The following is a 20,092-nucleotide window of genomic DNA, read 5'->3' on the forward strand; positions in this document are numbered from 1 at the left end:
ACCTGGGTGGGCCGGCCGGGGCCGGCCAGGGGGTCAGCCGGTCACATCATGTCTTCGATGTCGGCGGCGATGGGGTCGGCGTCGGTGCCGATGACGACCTGGATCGCGGTGCCCATCTTGACGACGCCGTGGGCGCCGGCGGCCTTCAGTGCGGCTTCGTCGACCTTGCTGGGGTCGTGGACTTCGGTGCGGAGGCGGGTGATGCAGCCTTCGATCTCGTCGATGTTCTCGATACCGCCGAGGCCGGCGACGATCTTCTCAGCCTTGCTGGCCATGTCCTTCTCCCTGGTCTGTGCGTGTGGGGGCGGCCCACCGTGGGTCCGTTTCGTCACGGTAACGCACGGTTGGCCCAACTTCACGGGCGGGTAACCGCGCTGTCCCCAATGATGACGATCACCGGCGCCCTGCCTTACGGGCGGGCTCCGCACCGTATCGCAACTGGTCTACACCAGTTTGCAACGACCGCCAAACCTGGCGTGTTCCAGGAGGATGCCGATGAGCTCCAGCAGCGCAGCAGGCGCGGCAGTGCCGCAGAAGAAGTGGTGGAACAGCGCCTTCCAGGGTCTGCAGAAGATGGGTCGCAGCCTCCAGCTGCCGATCGCCGTTCTTCCCGCGGCGGGCATCCTCAACCGGCTCGGCCAGCCTGACGTCTTCGGCGACGACGGCCTCGGCTGGACGAACATCGCCAAGGTCTTCGCGGCGGCGGGCGGCGCCCTGCTCGACTCCGGGCTCGGCCTGCCACTGCTCTTCTGCGTCGGTGTCGCGATCGGCATGGCGAAGAAGGCGGACGGTTCGACCGCGCTCGCTGCCGTTACGGGCTTCCTCGTCTACTACGCGGTCCTGCACGCGTTTCCGGTCGACTGCGCGGAGGGTTCGGACTTCGCGGGAGCAGGCACATGGGGCGGCGTCTGCGTCGCCGACGACACCACCGTGACCGCGGCCGCCTACCAGAACCCCGGCGTGTTCGGCGGCATCGTGCTGGGTCTGCTGTCGGCCTGGTTCTGGCAGCGGTACCACCGGGTCAAGCTGGTCGACTGGCTGGGCTTCTTCAACGGCCGCCGGCTCGTCCCGATCATCATGGCGTTCGTCGGCCTGCTCTTCGCGAGCCTGTGCGCCTGGCTGTGGCAGCCGGTCGGTGACGGCCTGACCAGCTTCTCCGAGTGGCTGGTGGACCTGGACTGGCTGGGTTCCGGCATCTTCGGCATCGCCAACCGCGCCCTGCTCGTCTTCGGTCTCCACCAGTTCCTGAACACGTTCGTCTGGTTCCAGTTCGGCGACTACACCAAGCCCGACGGCACGGTCGTGCACGGTGACATCAACCGGTTCCTGGCGGGCGACCCGACGGCCGGGCAGTTCACCACGGGCTTCTTCCCGATCATGATGTTCGCGCTTCCGGCGGCGGCACTGGCGATCACCCATTGCGCGAAGCCGCACCGGCGCAAGGCGGTCGGCGGGCTGATGGTCTCGGTGGGCCTGACGTCGTTCGTCACCGGCATCACCGAACCGATCGAGTACTCGTTCCTCTTCGTCGCACCCCTGCTGTACGTGATCCACGCGTTCCTCACCGGCGTCTCGATGTCGGTGACCTGGGCGCTGGGGACGAAGGACGGCTTCAGCTTCTCGGCAGGATTGATCGACTACGTCATCAACTGGAGCCTGGCGACCAAACCATGGCTGATCATTCCGATCGGGCTGGCCTTCGCGGTCGTCTACTACGCGATCTTCCGGTTCGCGATCACGAAGTTCAACCTCCAGACGCCCGGGCGGGAGCCCGACGAGGTGGAGGAAGAGATCGAGAAGGACCTCACGAAGTAGTCCCCGCCGGGCTCCGGACCCGGCTCGGCAAGGCCCTCGGACCTGGTGGTCCGGGGGCCTTTTCGTGTCACCCAGGGTGGTGGTCGAACTACTGCGCAAATTGAAGGTTCCTTATCTAACCCTCACCGTGCTAAAACTGGTCTACACCACTCAGTGGTCCAGACCACGCGGCCGTTTTTTCCGCCGCGTTTCTCGAGTCGCCGCCTCCTCTCATCTCTGACCTGGGCGGCACCGTGCCCCATGGAGGAAGTTGATGAGTACGGACACCGCTCCGGTGGCCCCCGCGAAGAAGCGGGGCGCCGGCGTGATGGCTGTCATGCAGCGCATCGGCCGCAGCCTCATGCTGCCCGTCGCTGTTCTGCCCGCGGCCGCGCTGCTGGTCCGGCTCGGCAATGCCGACATGCTCGGCCGCGAGTCGTTCCCGACCGTCGTCACCAAGCTGGCCGGCTACATGGCCGCCGGTGGTGGCGCCATTCTCGACAACATGGCCCTGCTGTTCGCAGTCGGAATCGCCATCGGCTTCGCCAAGAAGTCCGACGGCTCGACGGCCCTCGCCGCCGTCACCGGCTACCTGGTCTTCCAGAAGGTGCTCGCCACCTTCACGGACAGCAACCTGCCGCAGGTCGCGAGCGTCGCGGACGGCAAGATCGTCATGAGCGACGCACCGGTCAACGCCGGCGTGCTCGGCGGTGTCGTGATGGGCATAGTCGTGGCCCTGCTGTACCAGAAGTTCTACCGGACGAAGCTGCCGGACTGGGCGGGCTTCTTCAGCGGCCGCCGGCTGGTCCCGATCCTCTCCGCCTTCGCGGGTCTGGTCATCGGTATCGTCTTCGGGCTCATCTGGCCCGTGCTCGGTGCGGGTCTGCACAACTTCGGTGAGTGGCTGGTCGGTTCCGGCGCGGTCGGCGCGGGCATCTTCGGTGTCGCCAACCGTGCGCTGATTCCGGTCGGCATGCACCACCTGCTCAACTCCTTCCCCTGGTTCCAGGCAGGCGAGTACAACGGCGCCCACGGCGACATCTCGCGCTTCCTCGCCGGTGACCCGAACGCCGGACAGTTCATGACCGGCTTCTTCCCGATCATGATGTTCGCCCTCCCGGCGGCGTGCCTGGCGATCGTCCACTGTGCCCGTCCGGAGCGCCGCAAGGTCGTCGGCGGCATGATGTTCTCGCTCGCGCTGACCTCGTTCGTCACGGGTGTCACCGAGCCGATCGAGTTCACGTTCATGTTCATCGCCCCGGTGCTCTACGCGATCCACGCGGTGCTGACCGGTGTCTCGATGGCCCTGACCTGGGCACTCGGCATGAAGGACGGCTTCGGCTTCTCGGCCGGTCTGGTCGACTTCCTGCTGAACCTGGGCATCGCGTCGAAGCCGTGGATGCTGGTGCTGGTCGGCCTCTGCTTCGCAGTGATCTACTACGTGGTCTTCCGCTTCGCGATCACCAAGTTCAACCTTCCGACGCCGGGCCGCGAGTCCGACGAGGAGCTCGCCGAGCTCCAGAAGGCCGAGGCCAAGTAGGCCCCGCCCGTACGACAACGACGACGCCCCCGTCCCTCCCGCAGGAAGGACGGGGGCGTCGTCGTACCCCCGGGCGAACGAGAGGCGCGGGGCCCTAGATCTCGTACACCGCCCCCGGAACGGCCAGCTCGACCGGGCCGTCGTACACCTCGCGGGCATCGGCGAGGTTGCGTTCCGCGTCGGTCCACGGCGGGATGTGGGTGAGGACGAGCCGTCCCACTCCGGCTCCCGCGGCGTATTCGCCGGCTTCGCGCCCGTTGAGGTGGAGGTCCGGGATGTCTTCCTTGCCGTGGATGAACGATGCCTCGCAGAGGAACAGGTCCGCGCCCTCGGCAAGTTCGGCCAGGGCGTCGCAGGTGCCTGTGTCCCCGGAGTACGCGAGCGCGCGGCCGTTGTGTTCGACGCGGATGCCGAAGGTGTCGACGGGGTGGCAGAGCTTCTCCGTGCGGACGGAGAAGGGGCCGATCTCGAACGATCCGGACTTGAGCGTGTGGAAGTCGAAGACTTCGCCCATCGCGTGGTCGGACGGCGTGTCGGCGTGCGCGGTGGTCAGGCGCTGCTCGGTGCCCTCGGGGCCGTACACGGGGATGGAGGCGGGCCGTCCCCCGTCGTTCGGGTAGTAGCGGACGACGAAGTACGCGCACATGTCGATGCAGTGATCGGCATGGAGGTGGCTGAGGAAGATGGCGTCGAGGTCGTAGAGACCGACATGGCGCTGCAGCTCGCCCAGGGCGCCGTTGCCCATGTCGAGGAGCAGCCGAAAGCCGTCGGCCTCTACGAGGTAGCTCGAGCATGCCGAACCCGCGGACGGGAACGAGCCGGAGCAGCCGACGACGGTGAGCTTCATGGAGCGTGAACCTCCGTGACGTGGGAACGGGGAGGGTTCGTGCGGTCCGTCGAGCGTAAGGCGCGAAACCGCTGGTCGCTCCTCCGCAGCCTGCCGTTGTGGGGGAACTCACCTGTGCTGTCACCGGTTCGATGGAAGCCCGCGAGTCCGCGGGCGCCGGTACGGTCGGGATATGAACACGTGGTGGTGGGTGGCGCTGGCCGCCGTTGTCCTGCTCGCTCTGGTCGTGACGGTCACCGATGCGCGGGGGCGGGGTGGCCGCGGACCGCGGCGTCCGGGTGGGCGGACCCGCCCGCCGGGGCGGGAGCGGGAGCGGCGGCCCCGGCCGGGTGCGGTGCCGCGGCCCGGGGAGATCTGGTGGGCGGAGGTGCCGTACGAGGACGGGCCCGGGTCGAAGGACCGGCCGTGTCTGGTGCTGTCGGTACGGGGTGGCACGGCGGTCGTCGCCAAGATCACCAGTAAGCATCACGAGGAGCGGCCGGGCGTGATCGCGTTGCCGCCGGGGGCGGTGGGCGATGCGCGGGGGCGGCAGAGTTTCCTGGAGACGGACGAGCTGCGTGATGTGGCGGTGTCGGGGTTCCGCCGGAAGGCGGGCGAGGTGGACCCGAAGGTGTGGGGCCGGGTGCGCGGGCTGGGGTGAGGCGTGCGCGGGATTTGGCCCCGAAGAGCCTGAGCGCCGGAAACGGGCTGGGGATTCCAGCCCGTTTCCGGCGCTCGGGGTCCGGCCGGGCGGCTACGCCCAGAGCTGGCCGTGCAGGGTCTCGATGGCGGCCTCCGTCGTGGGGGCCGTGTAGACGCCCGTCGACAGGTACTTCCAGCCGCCGTCCGCGACGACGAACGCGATGTCGGCCTGCTCCCCCGCCTTGACGGCCTTGTTGCCGACGCCGATCGCGGCGTGGAGCGCGGCGCCGGTGGAGACGCCCGCGAAGATGCCCTCCTGCTGGAGGAGTTCGCGGGTGCGGGTGACCGCGTCGGCGGAGCCGACGGAGAAGCGGGTGGTGAGGACGGACGCGTCGTAGAGCTCGGGGACGAAGCCCTCGTCGAGGTTGCGCAGGCCGTACACGAGGTCGTCGTAGCGCGGCTCGGCGGCGACGATCTTGACGTCCGGCTTGTGTTCCCGCAGGTAGCGGCCGACTCCCATGAGCGTGCCGGTGGTGCCGAGGCCTGCCACGAAGTGCGTGATGGACGGGAGGTCGGTGAGGATCTCCGGGCCGGTGGTGGCGTAGTGGGCGCCCGCGTTGTCCGGGTTGCCGTACTGGTAGAGCATCACCCAGTCGGGGTGTTCGGCCGAGAGCTCCTTGGCGACGCGGACGGCCGTGTTGGAGCCGCCCGCCGCCGGGGAGGAGATGATCTCGGCGCCCCACATGGCGAGCAGGTCGCGCCGCTCCTGCGAGGTGTTCTCCGGCATGACGCAGACGATGCGGTAGCCCTTGAGCTTGGCCGCCATCGCGAGCGAGATGCCGGTGTTGCCGCTGGTCGGCTCCAGGATGGTGCAGCCGGGCGTCAGACGGCCGTCCTTCTCCGCCTGCTCGACCATGTGGAGCGCGGGGCGGTCCTTGATCGAGCCGGTCGGGTTCCGGTCCTCCAGCTTGGCCCAGATGCGGACGTCCTCGGACGGGGACAGCCGCGGCAGGCGGACCAGGGGCGTGTTGCCCACGGCCGCCAGCGGGGAGTCGTACCTCATCAGCGCATGCCGCCGGCGACGGCCGGGAGGATGGTGACGTTGTCGCCGTCGGCGAGCTTGGTGGAGATGCCGTCGAGGAAGCGGACGTCCTCGTCGTTGAGGTAGACGTTCACGAAGCGGCGGAGCTGGCCGCCGTCGACGATGCGCTCGCGGATGCCGTTGTGGCGGCTCTCCAGGTCGGCGAAGAGGTCGGCGAGGGTCTCCCCGCTTCCTTCGACCGCCTTGGCGCCGTCGGTGTAGGTGCGGAGGATGGTCGGGATGCGGACCTCGATGGCCATGGCGTGGGCTCCTGTCGAAAGCGGGGAGTGGCGTGGGGCGCGCGTTTGTGCCCCCGCGCTGGGGGTGGTGCGTCTGTGGTGGCGCTCGGGGCCGCGGCTCAGGCCTTCGGGCGGCTCACGGGCATGCTGCAGCGGGACAGATCGCGCTGGACAGCCTGCACAGGTCGACGTGCAGCCGCGCGACGAGCAGCATGCCCGGCGTCTTGTCGCTCACGTCATGGGGAACCATGCGGTCATCGTATCGATTCCCGACCGGGAATCCGGAGTGTGATCCCACATCGTGGATGGTGAGCGTTCGCCATGTGGACAACGGGCTGGGGCGGTGCTCATGGCACCGCCCCCGGGGGAGCTCAGGAGGCCGGGGCGTACGCCTCGACTACCTCGACGTCCTCCTCCGTGATCTCGCCGTCCACGATGCGGTACGAGCGGAACTGGAAGGGGCCCGACTCGTCGGTGTCGGCGGTGGAGACCAGGACGTAGTGGGCGCCCGGCTCGTTGGCGTACGTCACGTCGGTACGGGAGGGGTAGGCCTCGGTCGCCGTGTGCGAGTGGTAGATGATCACGGGTTCCTCGTCCCGGTCGTCCATCTCGCGGTAGAGCTTGAGCAGGTCCGTCGAGTCGAACTCGTAGAACGTGGGCGAGCGTGCGGCGTTGAGCATGGGGATGAAGCGTTCCGCGCGGCCCGTTCCGGCCGGTCCCGCGACCACGCCGCACGCCTCGTCGGGGTGGTCGGCGCGGGAGTGCGCGACGATCTGGTCGTAGAGCGCCTGGGTAAGGGTCAGCATGGCGCCAGGATAAGCAGACGGGCCCCCGCGTACCGAGGAGCGGTACACAGGGGCCCGGATGCTGGACGGGCTGTTGGGGCAGCCGATGTCCTGGGGGCGCCTTCGCGCAGGTCAGCGCTTGGCGAAGGAGGTGTTCTCGGGGTTGCGGGACTTGAGCACCAGATACGAGACGCCCAGGATGAGGCCCCACAGCGGCGCGCAGTACAGCGAGATGCGGGCGTCCTTGTCGACGGCCATCATCACGATCACCAGGCCGATGAACCCGAGGGCGAACCAGCTGCTGAACGGAGCGCCGGGAGCCTTGAAGGTGGACTGCGGCAGCTCGCCGCGGTCGGCCTTGGCGCGGTAGCGGAGCTGGCAGACGAGGATCATGATCCAGGCCCACATGCCGGAGATGGTCGCGAAGGAGACGACGTAGTTGAACGCCTCGCCCGGCCACTGGTAGTTGATCCACACGCCGACGAGCATCAGCCCGGCCGAGAAGGTGGTTCCGACGAGCGGGAGGCCGTTCTTCGTCAGCTTGGTGAAGGACTTCGGCCCCTGCCCGTTGAGCGCGAGGTCCCGCAGCATGCGTCCGGTGGAGTACATGCCGGAGTTGCACGAGGAGAGCGCGGCGGTGAGGACGACGAAGTTGACGATCGCGGCGCCGACGCCGAGGCCCATCTGCTCGAACGCGGCGACGAACGGCGAGACGCCCGGCTTGAACGTGCTCCACGGCACCACGGACAGGATCATGATCAGCGCGCCGACGTAGAAGACGGCGATGCGCCACGGCACGGTGTTGATGGCCTTGGGGAGAACGGTCTTGGGGTCCTTGGACTCGCCGGCGGTGACACCGACCAGCTCGACCGCGAGGAAGGCGAACATCACGATCTGGAGGGTCATCAGCGTGCCGCCGATGCCTTCGGGGAAGAAGCCGCCGTCGTTCCACAGGTTGGCCACGGTCGCGGTGTCACCGGCGTCGGAGAAGCCGAGCGTGAGGACTCCGGCACAGATGAGGATCATGCCGACGATCGCGGTGACCTTGACCATCGAGAACCAGAACTCGAGCTCACCGAAGAGCTTCACCGAGATCAGGTTCGCGCCGTACAGGATGATGGTGAACACCAGCGCGGACAGCCATTGCGGGATATCCCACCAGTACGTCATATAGGTGGCCGCTGCGGTGACTTCGGTGATTCCGGTGACGACCCAGAAGAGCCAGTACGTCCAGCCGGTCACGAATCCGAAGAACGGGCCGAGGAATTCACGTGCGTACTCCGAGAAGGAGCCGGATACCGGGCGGTACATGAGGAGTTCGCCCAGGGCACGCATGATGAAGAAGATGACCAGACCCGCGATGGCGTACGCCAGGATCAGACTGGGCCCTGCCCGGTCGATGGCCTTGCCGGCGCCGAGGAAGAGCCCCGTGCCGATGGCGCCGCCAATGGCGATCATCTGGATCTGCCGGGCTCCCAGGCCACGCTGGTAGCCCTCACCCGTCGTGCCCGTGTCCACGGCCTGGCGGCCGGGCTGTCCCTTGTCGTCGACCTGCGCCGATGTCATGGTGGTGCGCCTTTCTCCACGCCGATCCGCGCCCTCGTAGGCGTCGGATCAGGTCCTGATCCCCCCGGATATGGATGGAGTGCCGCCGGCGTTCGGCCGGCTTGTAGCGCCCCCGGGGACAGGGGTGGCGTCCCCGGGCGGTCGTGAAGATTTATCACGGGCGCCCGGGCGAGCCATCGGACATTATGTGGCGCACGCCACAGGAAAAAGCGGACAAGGGTTTCCAGCCGCTGCAAAGAAGGCTATTCAGGTGACGGGATCGTTATTCGGATTTGAGCATCCGTTGAGCGAACGGAGCACGGCCGGAAGACGGCCGTCCGAACACGGCACCGGAACGGAACGCCTCAGTGGGGCATCAGCGTTTCGATGAGCGTTTCCTGGAGGGCGCCCAGCCAGAGATAGGCCATCACCATCGGCTTGCGCGGATCACTGTCGGGAAGCCGGTAGAGCGAGCCGTCCTGCCCCTCGTCCTCGTCGGACACCTCGAGGCGGGTGCCGATGGTCAGCCTGAGGTCGTTGAGGGAGCCCAGCCAGCTGCGGCACTCGTCGGCGGTGAGGGTGAGCACCGCGCCGCCGTCACCGGTCGGCGTGAGCGCGTCGAGCGTCCGTACGACGAGGAGGGCGTCCTCGCGCTTGCGGGTGCGCAGGTCGTTCTCGGTGAAGCGGCGGAACTCCGCGGACGCCTCGCGCAGTTCCTTGTCCTCGTCCCCGTACGCCTCGGGGAAGAGCCTGGCGAGCGCCGGGTCGGTGGGCGGTTCGCTCGGGCCCTCGGCGAAGAGGGAGGCGAGCGGGTCCTCGCCGTCGGCGGGTTCGTCGCCGGGGCCGACCAGTTCCAGGAGCTGGACGGCGAGGGAGCGCAGGATCGCGATCTCGACCTCGTCGAGAGCGACGGACGCGCCGCCGCCGGGGGTGGCCTCGAAGTGGCCGGCCATGGGTTCTCCGATGGATGGGTCGGGCGGAGGGACAGCGGTCAGGTCAGTTGCGGTCCTGGGTCAGCGTGGCCCAGAGCCCGTAGCCGTGCATGGCCTGGACGTCGCGCTCCATCTCCTCGCGGCTGCCGCTGGAGACGACCGCGCGGCCCTTCTGATGGACGTCCAGCATCAACTTGTGCGCCTTGTCCTTGGAGTAGCCGAAGTAGGCCTGGAAGACATACGTCACATAGCTCATGAGGTTGACCGGGTCGTTGTGCACCAGCGTCACCCAGGGGACATCGGGCTCGGGGACGGCGAAGGTCTCCTCGGCCGATTCGGGACGTTCGATCTCTACGGGGGCAGCAACGCTCACCTACCCCATGCTGCCACCAGGAGGGGCCCGGCGCACAAACGGAGCCCCTCCGCCGCCCTGGCACCCCTAGATCTCGTCACTTTGACGAATAGGGGGTAGCATCCCTGCCATGAACTCAGCGGACCTTGGGCGACGGGTCGGTGTGCCGTCGACCGCACTCTTCACCGACCAGTACGAGCTCACGATGGTGCAGGCCGCACTGAAGGCGGGCACCGCGGACCGGCGCTCCGTCTTCGAGGCCTTCACCCGGCGGCTGCCCGAGGGGCGGCGCTACGGCGTCGTCGCGGGCACCGGGCGGGTGCTGGACGCCGTGGAGAACTTCCACTTCGACGACGAGATGCTCGGCTTCCTGCGCGACCAGCACATCGTCGACGCCTCCACGATCGACTGGCTGGCCGACTACCGGTTCAGCGGTGACATCTGGGGCTACCCGGAGGGCGAGGTGTACTTCCCGGGCTCGCCGCTCCTGCGGGTCGAGGGCTCCTTCGCCGAATGCGTGCTGCTGGAGACCGTGATCCTCTCGATCCTCAACCACGACTCGGCGATCGCCGCGGCCGCCTCCCGGATGTCGGCCGCGGCCGGTGGCCGCCGGCTGATCGAGATGGGCGCGCGACGCACCCATGAGCTGTCCGCGGTGGCCGCGGCCCGTGCCGCGTACATCGGCGGCTTCCACACCACCTCGGACCTGGCGGCCGGCTTCCGGTACAACATCCCGACCGTCGGGACGAGCGCGCACGCCTTCACGCTGCTGCACGACAGCGAGCGGGACGCGTTCCGGGCGCAGGTCGACTCACTCGGCCGCGGGACGTCACTGCTGGTGGACACGTACGACGTGACCGAGGCGGTCCGTACGGCGGTGGAGGTCGCGGGGCCGGAGCTCGGAGCCGTACGGATCGACTCGGGGGACCTTTTGCTGGTCGCCCACCGCGTGCGGCAGCAGCTGGACGAGCTGGGCGCCACCGAGACGAAGATCGTGGTGACGTCGGACCTCGACGAGTACGCGATCGCCTCGCTGGCCGCCGCGCCCGTCGACGCGTACGGGGTCGGCACGCAGCTGGTCACCGGGAGCGGGCACCCGACGTGCTCGATGGTCTACAAGCTGGTGGCCCGTGCGGGCTCCGCCGATCCGGCCGATCCGCTGCTGCCCGTCGTGAAGAAGTCGCTGGGCGCGAAGTCGTCGAGGGGCGGCCGCAAGTGGGCGGCGCGCCGGCTGGACGGGTACGGGGTGGCCGAGGCCGAGGTGATCGGCACGGGGCCCGTCCCGGAGGAGCTCGCGGACCGGCAGCTGCTGGTCGAGCTGGTCAGGGCGGGCGAGGTGGTCGCCCGCGAGCCGCTGGAGGCTGCTCGTGAGCGGCACGTCGCGGCGCGCAAGGGGCTGCCGATGTCGGCGATCCAGCTGTCGCGGGGGGAGCCGGTGATCACCACGGAGTACGTGTGAGGCGGGGCGGGCGGGGGCCCGGTCGCGGCTTCGTTCCGGTCGGGCGGGGTAGGGGGCCCATACCCGCCGGGTGCGACCCCTCCCGCACGCTCCGTCCAGTCTCTAGGCTCGTTGGCGTCCCCACTGTCCCGTTTCGCCCGCCGCATCCCCGCCGGATCCCCGCCGAACCCCCACCGAAGGACACCCGTCATGCATCGCGCCTTGATCGTCGTTGACGTTCAGAACGACTTCTGCGAGGGCGGCAGCCTCGCGGTGGCGGGCGGCGCCGATGTCGCCGCCGCCATCACCGACCTCATCGGTGCCGCCCAGCCGGGGTACCAGCACGTGGTGGCCACCCGCGACCACCACATCGACCCGGGCGACCACTTCTCCGCGCAGCCCGACTTCGAGCACTCCTGGCCGGTGCACTGCGTCGCAGGTACGGAGGGCGTGGGCTTCCACCCGAACTTCGCTCCCGCCGTCGCCTCCGGCGCGATCGACACGGTCTTCGACAAGGGGGCGTACGCCGCGGCGTACAGCGGGTTCGAGGGCGTCGACGAGAACGGCGTCGGGCTCGCCCAGTGGCTGCGGGACCGCTCCGTCACCGCTGTCGACGTCGTCGGCATCGCCACGGACCACTGTGTGCGTGCCACGGCGCTGGACGCCGCCCGCGAGGGCTTCACCACGCACGTGCTGCTGGACCTGACGGCCGGCGTCGCCGAGGGGACCACTGAGCGGGCCCTGGAGGAGCTCCGCACCGCGGGCGTGGAACTGTCCGGCAAGCCGGTCGTCTGACCGCTCCCGGGCCCTCAGGCGGCCGGGCGGACCGGTCCCGCGTATCCGGTCGGTCCCAGCAGGGCCCGGATCGGGTGCCATAGCTCCTGGCCGGTCTGCGGCGCGGTCCGCCAGAGCAGCCCGTCCGGATGGTGCAGCACCGCTGTGACCTCGTCCTCGGTCGGCGGCTGGGAGTTGCCGCGGAGGTAGACCGCGCGCAGCCCCAGGTTGCGCAGCCTGGTCAGGGCCCGCGCCCGGGTGGCCGCGTGCACCAGTACGCGTACCGGGCCGCCGGGCCCCGTTCCGTCCGCCGGCCGGTTGAGGGCGACCGCCACCACCACCGTGCCGTTGGGCAACCTGCAGAAACCTCCGCCTGCCATGCTTCGAGCTCCCCCGTGAGACATCGCGTCAATAAGGATCGAACAAGACGCACCTAAACACGATCGGCCGCCGCCCGCTAGAGGGCGACGGCCGATCATGTTCTGACCTGCGGTGTTGCTGACTACTTGGTCGAGCGTCCGACCTTCACGGTCATCGTGGAGCCGCTGAGCGGCTCGCTGATGATCGAGATCCGGGTGTTGGTGTCAGAAACCTTGACACTTCCCGTCGGGTTCTCCGCGTACCAGTAGGTGCCCTTGCGGTCGTCGAAGACCGGGACGCCCAGCGAAGGCTTGATCTTGAGCGCCACGTCCGCGTTGTGCAGCGTGAAGCCCTTGTTCGGGTACCAGCTGAACGGCGCGTCGAAGGGCTGGATCTTGTTGCGCAGGAGCGAGCCGTTCGTCCACTTCAGCGGCTTGGCGTGCGAGTCCACCGGCAGGATCAGGCCCTGTCCGTGGTGCTGCGAGGTGTTGTTGTCCTTCTGGGCGGTGTCCCAGAGCCACACCATCAGACCGTTCTGGTACGAGTAGTGCTCGACCCAGTCGGGGCGGGTGGTGGAGAAGCCGAAGTTGTACGGCCCGACCTCGAGGGTCTCGTCGTACGACACGTACTGGCGGTTCTCGGCGATGTAGTACTGCGGGTAGTCGTTGGTGAACGACTCACCGATCCGCGAGAAGCCCTTGGCCGTCCAGCCGTTGTCGTCGCCCTCCGCGTTGTCCGTGAAGAGCGCGGCACCGTCGGCGTTGACCGTGATGGCGTCCGCCGTGAAGCCCTTGCCGCCCGCGCCGCCGTCCGTCTGGTAGCGGAAGCGGAGGTCGAACTTCTTGCCCGCGTACGCGTCGAGCGAGTACGAGAGCTTCTTGTACGTGCCCGACACGTCGGTCAGGGCCGGCTTGTCACTGGCGTCGCGCGGGATGGCCTGGCCGTCGGCCTTGCCGTCGAGCGCGGTCCAGCTGGAGCCGCCGTTCTCGGACACCTCGGTGTAGAGGTAGTCGTAGTCGGCCTCGATGTCGTACCAGCCGGACAGGTCCAGCGAGGCGGACGTCTTGCCGGTCAGGTCGACCGAGCGGGTCAGGGTGTTCGACAGGTCGTCACCCATGTCGCTCCACCACTGCTTCGAGCCCTCGGCGGGCTTCGTGACAGTCGTGGTGACGGCCTTGTCGGGCAGCTCGACGACGAGCGCCTGCTTGTTCTTGGTGTTGTACTCCGAGACGCCCAGCTTGTGGACGGAGTCCGTCGCGGCCTTGGCCGTGGCGTAGTCCAGCCAGCCCAGCTGCAGCTTGTCCCAGGCGGTCATGTCGCCCGGCAGGTTGCCGATCTCGCCCGTGCCGGTGCCGAGCCAGGAGCCCGCCGACATCAGGGACCAGAAGCCGACCGAGTTCTCGCCGCCGCCGGAGGTGTCGTACAGGTCCGGCAGACCGAGGTCGTGGGCGTACTCGTGGGCGAAGACGCCCAGGCCGCCGTTCTCGGGCTGCGCGGTGTAGTCGCCGACCCAGATGCCCGTGTCGCCGATCTGGGCGCCACCGGCCTTGTTGCCGGCCGGGCCGGTCGCGCCGGCGTTGGTGCCGTACGCGTACCAGCGGTGTGCCCAGAGCGCGTCGGTGCCCTGTGCGCCGCCGCCCGCGGACTCGTCCTCACCGGCGTGGACCAGCTGGAAGTGGTCGATGTAGCCGTCGGCCTCGTTGAAGTTGCCGTCGCCGTCGAAGTCGTAGCGGTCCCACTGGTCGTAGCCGGCGAGGTCCGCCTTGATCTGCTCCAGCGTGCGGCCCTTGGCCTTCTGGTCGGCGACCCAGGCGTTGACGCCGTCGCGGACCGTGTCCCACACGTTGGCGCAGTTGCTGGAACCGCAGTAGTTGGAGCCGTAACGGGCCTCGTTGTACGGGACCTTGACCCAGTCCGAGATCTCGCCGTCGACCGAGTAGCGCCCGGAGGACGTCTTCTCGTAGTACGTCTTCAGCGATTCCTTGCCCTTGCCCTCACCGAAGTAGAGGTCCTGGAAGTGCGCCTGGTTGTAGTCGGCCTGCCAGGCGGTGCTGTTGTCCTTCGCCGGGTCCGGCTCGGCTATCTCGTTGTGCTGGGGGCCGGGCGTGCCGCCGTACTTCTTGACCGGCGGCTTGGGGCCCTCGCCGTCCGGGTCGAACATCGTGGTGTCGTCGACCTGGTCGCCGAACTCCACGAGGATGGTGAAGATCTTGTCGGTCTTCTCCCGGCCGAGCTCGACGTACTTGTTGCTGCCGAGCTTGACGACCTTGGAGCCGCCGCGGGTCGAGACCTTCTTGTCCCCGGCCAGCACCTGCTCCAGCGCGGCCTGACGCTGGGCGTCCTGCTCCTTGCTGAAGGGGCCTTCCAGGTCGTGCTCGCTCGCCTTGACCGGTGCGGGATCCCGTCGGTCAACGATGGAGGCGCCGGATCCCGACGCCTTGTCATCCGCCTGGGCGGTGGCGAAAACCGACGCCGTCGCGGCGGTGGCGGCCAGCGCCACGGCTACCGCGGTGGCGCGTAGCGCCCGTCTCTGAGTGATCACTTGATGCAGTCCTCCCCGGCGTTTCGCGTCCGCGGCCAGGGGGTTGAGCAAAGCCGCGCGCGTCAACGCGTCACAAGTGACGACATTCGATCGGAAGTATGAGAGAAAAGACAGATCTTGACTTGCACAGGCCAACTGCACTATGCAGGAGCCGAATTCCGCTATCCGGACGTTCGAGGCTTTACCGTCGTCCGGTACAACCGGCGCGCCACGCCGCCCGATCGGCGATCGTGTGACTCAGTGCGCCCCCCGTGCACCGGTACCGTGGGTTAGGTCACGCTTACTACGTGTTCCTCCCGGGCATCCACCGTCGTAGAGTCGATTGACAGTGCGACCGTGTTGAGAGACTCCCCCAGCCGATGCCCCGAGGACGGATACCGCCATGCCGCGTCCGACTGCCGCACAGTTCTCCTACGGTTCGGTCACCGTCGTCTTCGCGACCCTCGCCATGCTGCTGCTGTCCCGCACGAACTCGGGCATCGGTGTGGCCGTCATCTGCACCGCGGCCCTGGGGCTCGGTCTGCTGGTGGCCGTGACCGTACCCCTGCCCAAGCGCACGAAGGTCCGGACGTCACCGGCGCCTGCCGCTGTCCGTACCCACCGCACGATCGAGGACATCGAGATCGCCACCGCGAACACGGAGCGCATCGGCGAGCACTCACTGCACCGCTGAAAGGCCCCGGCCTCACTGGATGGCGACCACGACCGTCTTGGACGCCTTGTCCTGCAGCGCCTGCCGGTACGGCTTGTCCGTGAACATCAGCACGATGTTGATCAGCCACCACAGGCAGGGGCAGCACAGCAGCGCCGGGACCCACAGCACGACGGCCCGCATCAGCGCCGAGCCGGTGTCGGGCACCGAGCCGTCGTTGAGCATCGCCACGCGCATCTTCAGCAGCCGCTTGCCGAGCGTCCGCCCGTCCTTGTGCGTCAGATACGTGTCGTAGGCGACGTAGACCACCAGGCCGATCAGCGACCAGAGCAGCTGATGCCCGCTGTAGGTGTTGCCGATGGCATCACCGAAGTCGTCGTCGCCACCGTCCGAGGTGACGTCGACCGCGCCGCCGAACGGCAGCGAGATCAGATACAGCGGGATCGAGATGATGAGGAAGTCGATCAGCCGCGCCAGGATCCGCTTGCCCGGCTCGGCGAGCGGCGGCATGCCTGCCAGCGGATCCGCACCGCCGTACTGCCCGCTGCCGCCGAACGGATCCCGGTCGTGCGGCGGTGGCGGCGGGGGTGGCGGCCCGCTGCCGTAGGGCGAGCCGCCGGACGGGGGCTCGGAGCCGTGCGGCGGCCTCTTGGAGAACGGATCGTCCTCGGGCGGCTGTCCGGGTGGTGGCGGCGGCGGTTCGTTGCTCATGGGGGCAGTGCACCCCGCCCCGCACAGGCCCGCAACGGCTCAGGTGCTTTCGGGGGACGGGGGTCGGCACACGGCGTAAGCGGGGCCGCCCCCCGACGGCTGACCCGCCCTCAGCCGGCGACGAACGTACCCGCCGCCTTGTCGTGCCAGCACTGACGCCACGGGCGGTCGAACAGGCACCACAGCACGTTGACCACGCCGATGACGAGGAGGCCCAGCACCCCGTACACGAGCCAGCGGCGCAGCGCCGCCCCGATCGTGGGCGGTCCGTGCGACTCGATGTCCCGCACCTCGAGACCGCAGAGCTTTTTGCCCAGCGTGCGGCCCCACTTGGCGGTGGGCAGCGCCTCCAGCACGAAGCCGAGCACCAGGAACGCGCCGAGCACGGCACCGAACAGCCCGGCCGTGGTGGAGTCCAGGAGCCAGACGGTGACCGTCTCGCCGGACTGCTTGGCCGCCTCAATCTTCTCGTCGATGTGGTCCATCGCCTGGGTGACCAGCGGGAATCCGATCGCGCCGACGACCGCGCCGAGCAGGACCGTGTCCAGGATCCGGGCGGTCAGCCGCTTACCGAGCCCTGCGGGCCGGGCGGAAGCCTGGGCCCGGGCGAGCTGCTGGAAGGGGTCCTCGACCGGAGGCTTCCAGGGCACGACGGGCGGCTGCTGCTGTTCGGGCCGGGCGCTCTGCTGCTGTGCGGGCATGGGGCGCTGCGGCTGTTGCTGCTGCGGGCGGGCCGCCTGCTCGGGCCGGCCGAGCTGATGCGCCTGCTGCGCCCAGGACGCGGACCCGCCGCCGGGACCGGGAGTCAGGGGCGTGTTCACCTGGGGCGCCTGCGCCGATGGCTGCGCCTGTGCCGGCGCCTGGGGCCGGGCCTGTGCCTGGGGCGGGTTCGGGGCCTGCGGCGGGGACGCGGCACCGGGCTGCACGGCGCGGATCGCCATCGTGCCGTCGGCGGGCGCCGGTCCCTCCTCGCGCGGACGCGGCGGACGGGCGCCGCCGTCCCGTCCCACGGCGCGGATCGTGACCGTGCCGTCGGTCGGCGGACGGTCGGCGTCACCGCTGCCGCCGGGCCTGTCGACCCGAATGGCGACGGTGCCGTCGGTCACGTCACCACTGCCGTCCCGCATACCGGGAAGAGCGCCGCGCGTCGGGTCCGCCACCCCGGGCCTGCGCGGGTCCTCGGGTGCGCCGGCCGCCGGAACGGCGGGGGACGACGGTGCGCCGTCGCCGGGCGTACGGGGATCCGGGCCGCCCCACGAGACACGGCGGTCACGTTCGCCGCCGAAGCCGGTCTGCCGTGACGTGTCGGCCTGCCAGGCCGTCGCGGGCTCCGGGCGGCCGCCGGCGGCACCCGCCTCCCCGCCCCCGCCGAGCCCGTCGGCCTCGTCGAAGAACATCGGCCCGGTCTCGTCCACCGGGGCGGTCCGCCGCGCCACCGGCTGCGGGGCGGCGTCCTCCGCCGATTCGGGCGGCGGCGCAGGGGTCGCCTCGCCCTGCCTGGGTGCGGGCCGGCTCGTACCGGGAACCCAAGACGCGCCGTTCCAGTACCGGACGTATCCGGGAATGGACGGGTCGGGGTAGTAGCCCTCGCGGGGGCTTTCGTCACCGGGTGCCGGGGTTGGGGCGCTCATCACCGTGGTCCCGTATCTCTTCGAGGCCTCAGACCGGCCGGCGGTCGGAGGGTGGCGTGGCACCGTCCGATCGCCGGCCGGCCTCCATACAAGGGTCCACATCTATCAGACCGCCGCGCACCCCCGGGCCGGTCCTGCCGTTTGGACCACTTTCCGGGTCCGCGGAAGTTTTTCTGGGAAGTCGCGTCATAGACGGCCGGGAGGGCGCTCTCTCCTTGTGCGGACCGGTCGAGGGACCGGCTCCTACGAGCATCGGAAGGTCGTGCACCCTCATGCAGAACATCGTGGAACGGGAACTGGAACTGAAGCTGGTCCTCTCGCCGGAGCGCTCCGTCCCCGTACCCGCCCGGCTGTCCTACCTCACCGACGACCCGTACGCCGTGCACATCACCTTCCACATCGGATCCGAGTCGCCGGTGCACTGGACGTTCGCCCGTGAGCTGCTCGTGGAAGGGGTGTTCAGGCCGTGCGGGCACGGGGACGTACGGATCTGGCCGACCAAGGTCGACGAGCACAGCGTCATCTGTGTCGCGCTCACCTCGCCCGACGGCAACGCCCTTCTGGAGGTGCCGTCGGCCGCCGTCTCCGCCTGGGTGGAGCGCACCCTGCGGGTGGTCCCCCCGGGCTCGGAGAGCGCGCTGCTCGGCCTGGACGGCGCGCTCGCCGAGCTGCTCACCCCCCTGCCGGCCGACGACCTGTGGCTGAGCGACCCCTGGCCCTCCGACGAGTCCCAGGACGGCGAGGCCTGAGTGCGGCGGGGCAGGAGCACCGGCGGGCAGGAGCGCGGCGGGCAGAGGGGGCAGGGCAGGAGCGGGACGGGTCAGAACAGTTTGCCCGGATTGAGGAGGCCCAGCGGATCGAAGGCCGCCTTGATGCCGCGCTGCACCTCGACGCCCACCTCGCCCAGTTCGCGGGCGAGCCATTCCTTCTTGAGCACGCCGACCCCGTGCTCGCCGGTGATGGTGCCGCCCAGTTCCAGACCCAGCGCCATGATCTCGTCGAAGGATTCGCGGGCCCTGCGGGACTCGTCGGCGTCGGTGTGGTCGAAGCAGACGACGGGGTGGGTGTTGCCGTCCCCCGCGTGGGCGACGACGCCGATGGTGAGGCCGAACTTGCCGGCGATGGCGGCGGTTCCCTCGATCATCGCGCCGAGCCTGGAGCGCGGCACGCACACGTCGTCGATCATCGTGGCGGACTTGATGGTCTCCATCGCCGGGAGCGACAGCCGACGCGCGTGCAGGAGGAGTTCGGACTCGGCGGCGTCCTCGGCGGGCACGACCTCGGTGGCGCCGGCCTCGGTGCACAGCTCGCCCACAGCGGTGAGGTCGGCCGCCGGGTCAGGGGTGTCGAAGGCGCAGAGCAGCAGCGCCTCGGTGGATTCGGGGAGTCCCATGGAGGCCATCGCGTTCACGGCACGGACGGTCGTACGGTCCATCAGTTCGAGGAGTGACGGGGTGTGGCCGCGTTCCATGATCCGGCAGACCGCGTCGCAGGCGGCCGCCGCGGAGGGGAACTCGGCGGCCAGCACGAGCTGTTGCGGGGGCTGGGGCCGGAGCGCGAGGACCGCTTTGACAACGATGCCGAGGCTGCCTTCGGAGCCGACGAAGAGCCGGGTCAGGTCGTATCCGGCGACACCCTTGGCGGTACGCCTGCCGGTGTTGAGGAGACGTCCGTCGGCGAGGACGACCTCCAGGCCGAGCACGTACTCGGCGGTGACGCCGTACTTCACGCAGCACAGTCCGCCGGACGCGGTGCCGATGTTGCCGCCGATGGTGCACATCTCCCAGCTGGAGGGGTCCGGCGGGTAGTACAGCCCGTGTTCGTTGACGGCGCGGGACAGCACGGCGTTGATGACACCCGGTTCGACGACCGCGATCCGGTCGACCGGATTGATCTCCAGGATCCGGTCCATCTTCACGAGGGAGAGCACGATGCAGCCGTCGGAGGCGTTGGCCGCACCGGACAGGCCCGTCCTGGCACCCTGCGGCACCACGGGGACGCGAAGCGCCGTGGCGGTCCGCATGACGTGCTGGACCTCCTCGACCGTGCGTGGGAGCACGACGACGGCCGGAGCCCCCGCGTCGCAGAAGCTCGCCATGTCGTGCGCGTATGCGGCGGTGACGTCCGGGTCGGTGATCAGGGCTTCGGCCGGCAGGCCCGCGCTCAGCTGTTCGAGAAGATCGTTCATGATCCAAGCCTGACACCCGGGGCCAATGGTGTGAACCCGTCTGCGCCAGCGATCGCGCAG

General features: G+C 69.3%; 21 protein-coding genes. 7 read left to right on the top strand and 14 right to left on the bottom strand.

Annotation, left to right across the window (positions count from 1 at the left end; all coding sequences use genetic code 11):
- Positions 1-41: 41 nt before the first annotated feature.
- A complete protein-coding gene (locus tag ACFQ6X_RS09755) occupies positions 42-275 on the bottom strand; it encodes a glucose PTS transporter subunit EIIB (protein WP_014156020.1) in 234 nt (77 codons plus the stop codon).
- Positions 276-495: 220 nt separating this feature from the next.
- On the opposite strand from ACFQ6X_RS09755, the gene ACFQ6X_RS09760 reads away from it, so the two are divergent.
- Together ACFQ6X_RS09760 and ACFQ6X_RS09765 are read left to right on the top strand one after the other, a co-directional pair.
- Complete coding sequence (locus tag ACFQ6X_RS09760; protein WP_383178592.1) at positions 496-1,815, top strand: PTS transporter subunit EIIC; 1,320 nt, start codon at positions 496-498, stop codon at positions 1,813-1,815.
- A gap of 253 nt (positions 1,816-2,068) precedes the next feature.
- Positions 2,069-3,334, top strand: coding sequence for a PTS transporter subunit EIIC (locus ACFQ6X_RS09765; protein WP_383178595.1), 1,266 nt, complete (start codon positions 2,069-2,071; stop codon positions 3,332-3,334).
- 94 nt (positions 3,335-3,428) lie between these two features.
- Here the strand turns inward: ACFQ6X_RS09765 and ACFQ6X_RS09770 are convergent, their stop codons facing one another.
- Complete coding sequence (locus ACFQ6X_RS09770) at positions 3,429-4,181, bottom strand: MBL fold metallo-hydrolase (RefSeq protein WP_383178598.1); 753 nt, start codon at positions 4,179-4,181, stop codon at positions 3,429-3,431.
- 172 nt (positions 4,182-4,353) lie between these two features.
- Here ACFQ6X_RS09770 and ACFQ6X_RS09775 point away from each other — a divergent pair, with 172 nt between their 5' ends.
- Complete coding sequence (locus tag ACFQ6X_RS09775) at positions 4,354-4,821, top strand: type II toxin-antitoxin system PemK/MazF family toxin (RefSeq protein WP_383178601.1); 468 nt, start codon at positions 4,354-4,356, stop codon at positions 4,819-4,821.
- A gap of 93 nt (positions 4,822-4,914) precedes the next feature.
- On the opposite strand, the gene ACFQ6X_RS09780 is transcribed toward ACFQ6X_RS09775, so the two are convergent.
- The 7 genes from ACFQ6X_RS09780 to clpS form a co-directional block, all read right to left on the bottom strand.
- Positions 4,915-5,865 (bottom strand): PLP-dependent cysteine synthase family protein, encoded by a 951-nt coding sequence (locus tag ACFQ6X_RS09780; RefSeq protein ID WP_383178604.1) that lies wholly within the window; start codon positions 5,863-5,865, stop codon positions 4,915-4,917.
- Positions 5,865-6,143 carry a MoaD/ThiS family protein gene (locus tag ACFQ6X_RS09785; RefSeq protein ID WP_329210557.1) on the bottom strand — a complete coding sequence of 93 codons (279 nt, stop codon included), beginning with the start codon at positions 6,141-6,143 and terminating at the stop codon, positions 5,865-5,867. Before ACFQ6X_RS09785 ends, ACFQ6X_RS09780 begins: the two co-directional genes overlap by 1 nt.
- Before the next feature lie 115 nt (positions 6,144-6,258).
- Positions 6,259-6,372, bottom strand: coding sequence for a putative leader peptide (locus ACFQ6X_RS09790; protein WP_329210556.1), 114 nt, complete (start codon positions 6,370-6,372; stop codon positions 6,259-6,261).
- A 121-nt stretch (positions 6,373-6,493) separates the two neighbouring features.
- Positions 6,494-6,928: a Mov34/MPN/PAD-1 family protein gene (locus ACFQ6X_RS09795; RefSeq protein ID WP_383178608.1), complete on the bottom strand. Its 435-nt coding sequence runs from the start codon at positions 6,926-6,928 to the stop codon at positions 6,494-6,496.
- 111 nt (positions 6,929-7,039) lie between these two features.
- Positions 7,040-8,473, bottom strand: coding sequence for an amino acid permease (locus ACFQ6X_RS09800; protein ID WP_383178611.1), 1,434 nt, complete (start codon positions 8,471-8,473; stop codon positions 7,040-7,042).
- Positions 8,474-8,817: 344 nt separating this feature from the next.
- Positions 8,818-9,405 (bottom strand): DUF2017 domain-containing protein, encoded by a 588-nt coding sequence (locus ACFQ6X_RS09805; RefSeq protein ID WP_329210551.1) that lies wholly within the window; start codon positions 9,403-9,405, stop codon positions 8,818-8,820.
- A gap of 43 nt (positions 9,406-9,448) precedes the next feature.
- Positions 9,449-9,757 carry an ATP-dependent Clp protease adapter ClpS gene (gene clpS / locus ACFQ6X_RS09810; RefSeq protein ID WP_031100168.1) on the bottom strand — a complete coding sequence of 103 codons (309 nt, stop codon included), beginning with the start codon at positions 9,755-9,757 and terminating at the stop codon, positions 9,449-9,451.
- A 109-nt stretch (positions 9,758-9,866) separates the two neighbouring features.
- Here clpS and ACFQ6X_RS09815 point away from each other — a divergent pair, with 109 nt between their 5' ends.
- Positions 9,867-11,195, top strand: a complete 1,329-nt coding sequence (locus ACFQ6X_RS09815; protein WP_383178616.1) for a nicotinate phosphoribosyltransferase — start codon at positions 9,867-9,869, stop codon at positions 11,193-11,195.
- 189 nt (positions 11,196-11,384) lie between these two features.
- Complete coding sequence (locus ACFQ6X_RS09820; RefSeq protein WP_383178619.1) at positions 11,385-11,969, top strand: isochorismatase family protein; 585 nt, start codon at positions 11,385-11,387, stop codon at positions 11,967-11,969.
- 14 nt (positions 11,970-11,983) lie between these two features.
- Here ACFQ6X_RS09820 and ACFQ6X_RS09825 read toward each other — a convergent pair whose 3' ends face one another.
- Entirely contained in the window at positions 11,984-12,328 is a 345-nt protein-coding gene (locus ACFQ6X_RS09825; protein ID WP_356427374.1) for a hypothetical protein, read from the bottom strand.
- 122 nt (positions 12,329-12,450) lie between these two features.
- A complete protein-coding gene (locus tag ACFQ6X_RS09830; RefSeq protein ID WP_383178623.1) occupies positions 12,451-14,850 on the bottom strand; it encodes an immune inhibitor A domain-containing protein in 2,400 nt (799 codons plus the stop codon).
- Between the two features lie 382 nt (positions 14,851-15,232).
- On the opposite strand from ACFQ6X_RS09830, the gene ACFQ6X_RS09835 reads away from it, so the two are divergent.
- Positions 15,233-15,523 carry a hypothetical protein gene (locus tag ACFQ6X_RS09835; protein WP_383178626.1) on the top strand — a complete coding sequence of 97 codons (291 nt, stop codon included), beginning with the start codon at positions 15,233-15,235 and terminating at the stop codon, positions 15,521-15,523.
- A gap of 12 nt (positions 15,524-15,535) precedes the next feature.
- Here the strand turns inward: ACFQ6X_RS09835 and ACFQ6X_RS09840 are convergent, their stop codons facing one another.
- Both ACFQ6X_RS09840 and ACFQ6X_RS09845 read right to left on the bottom strand, forming a co-directional pair.
- Positions 15,536-16,213, bottom strand: coding sequence for an RDD family protein (locus ACFQ6X_RS09840; protein ID WP_383178629.1), 678 nt, complete (start codon positions 16,211-16,213; stop codon positions 15,536-15,538).
- Positions 16,214-16,323: 110 nt separating this feature from the next.
- Positions 16,324-17,844, bottom strand: coding sequence for an RDD family protein (locus tag ACFQ6X_RS09845; RefSeq protein ID WP_383178632.1), 1,521 nt, complete (start codon positions 17,842-17,844; stop codon positions 16,324-16,326).
- A gap of 272 nt (positions 17,845-18,116) precedes the next feature.
- On the opposite strand from ACFQ6X_RS09845, the gene ACFQ6X_RS09850 reads away from it, so the two are divergent.
- The gene (locus ACFQ6X_RS09850) at positions 18,117-18,593 is read left to right on the top strand and encodes an SsgA family sporulation/cell division regulator (protein WP_329210539.1); all 477 of its coding nucleotides are present in this window, start codon (positions 18,117-18,119) and stop codon (positions 18,591-18,593) included.
- Positions 18,594-18,664: 71 nt separating this feature from the next.
- Here ACFQ6X_RS09850 and ACFQ6X_RS09855 read toward each other — a convergent pair whose 3' ends face one another.
- Positions 18,665-20,032 (bottom strand): FAD-binding oxidoreductase, encoded by a 1,368-nt coding sequence (locus ACFQ6X_RS09855; protein WP_383178635.1) that lies wholly within the window; start codon positions 20,030-20,032, stop codon positions 18,665-18,667.
- Between the last annotated feature and the right edge of the window lie 60 nt (positions 20,033-20,092).

Source organism: Streptomyces sp. NPDC056452 (assembly GCF_042796085.1).
Taxonomy (GTDB): Bacteria; Actinomycetota; Actinomycetes; order Streptomycetales; family Streptomycetaceae; genus Streptomyces.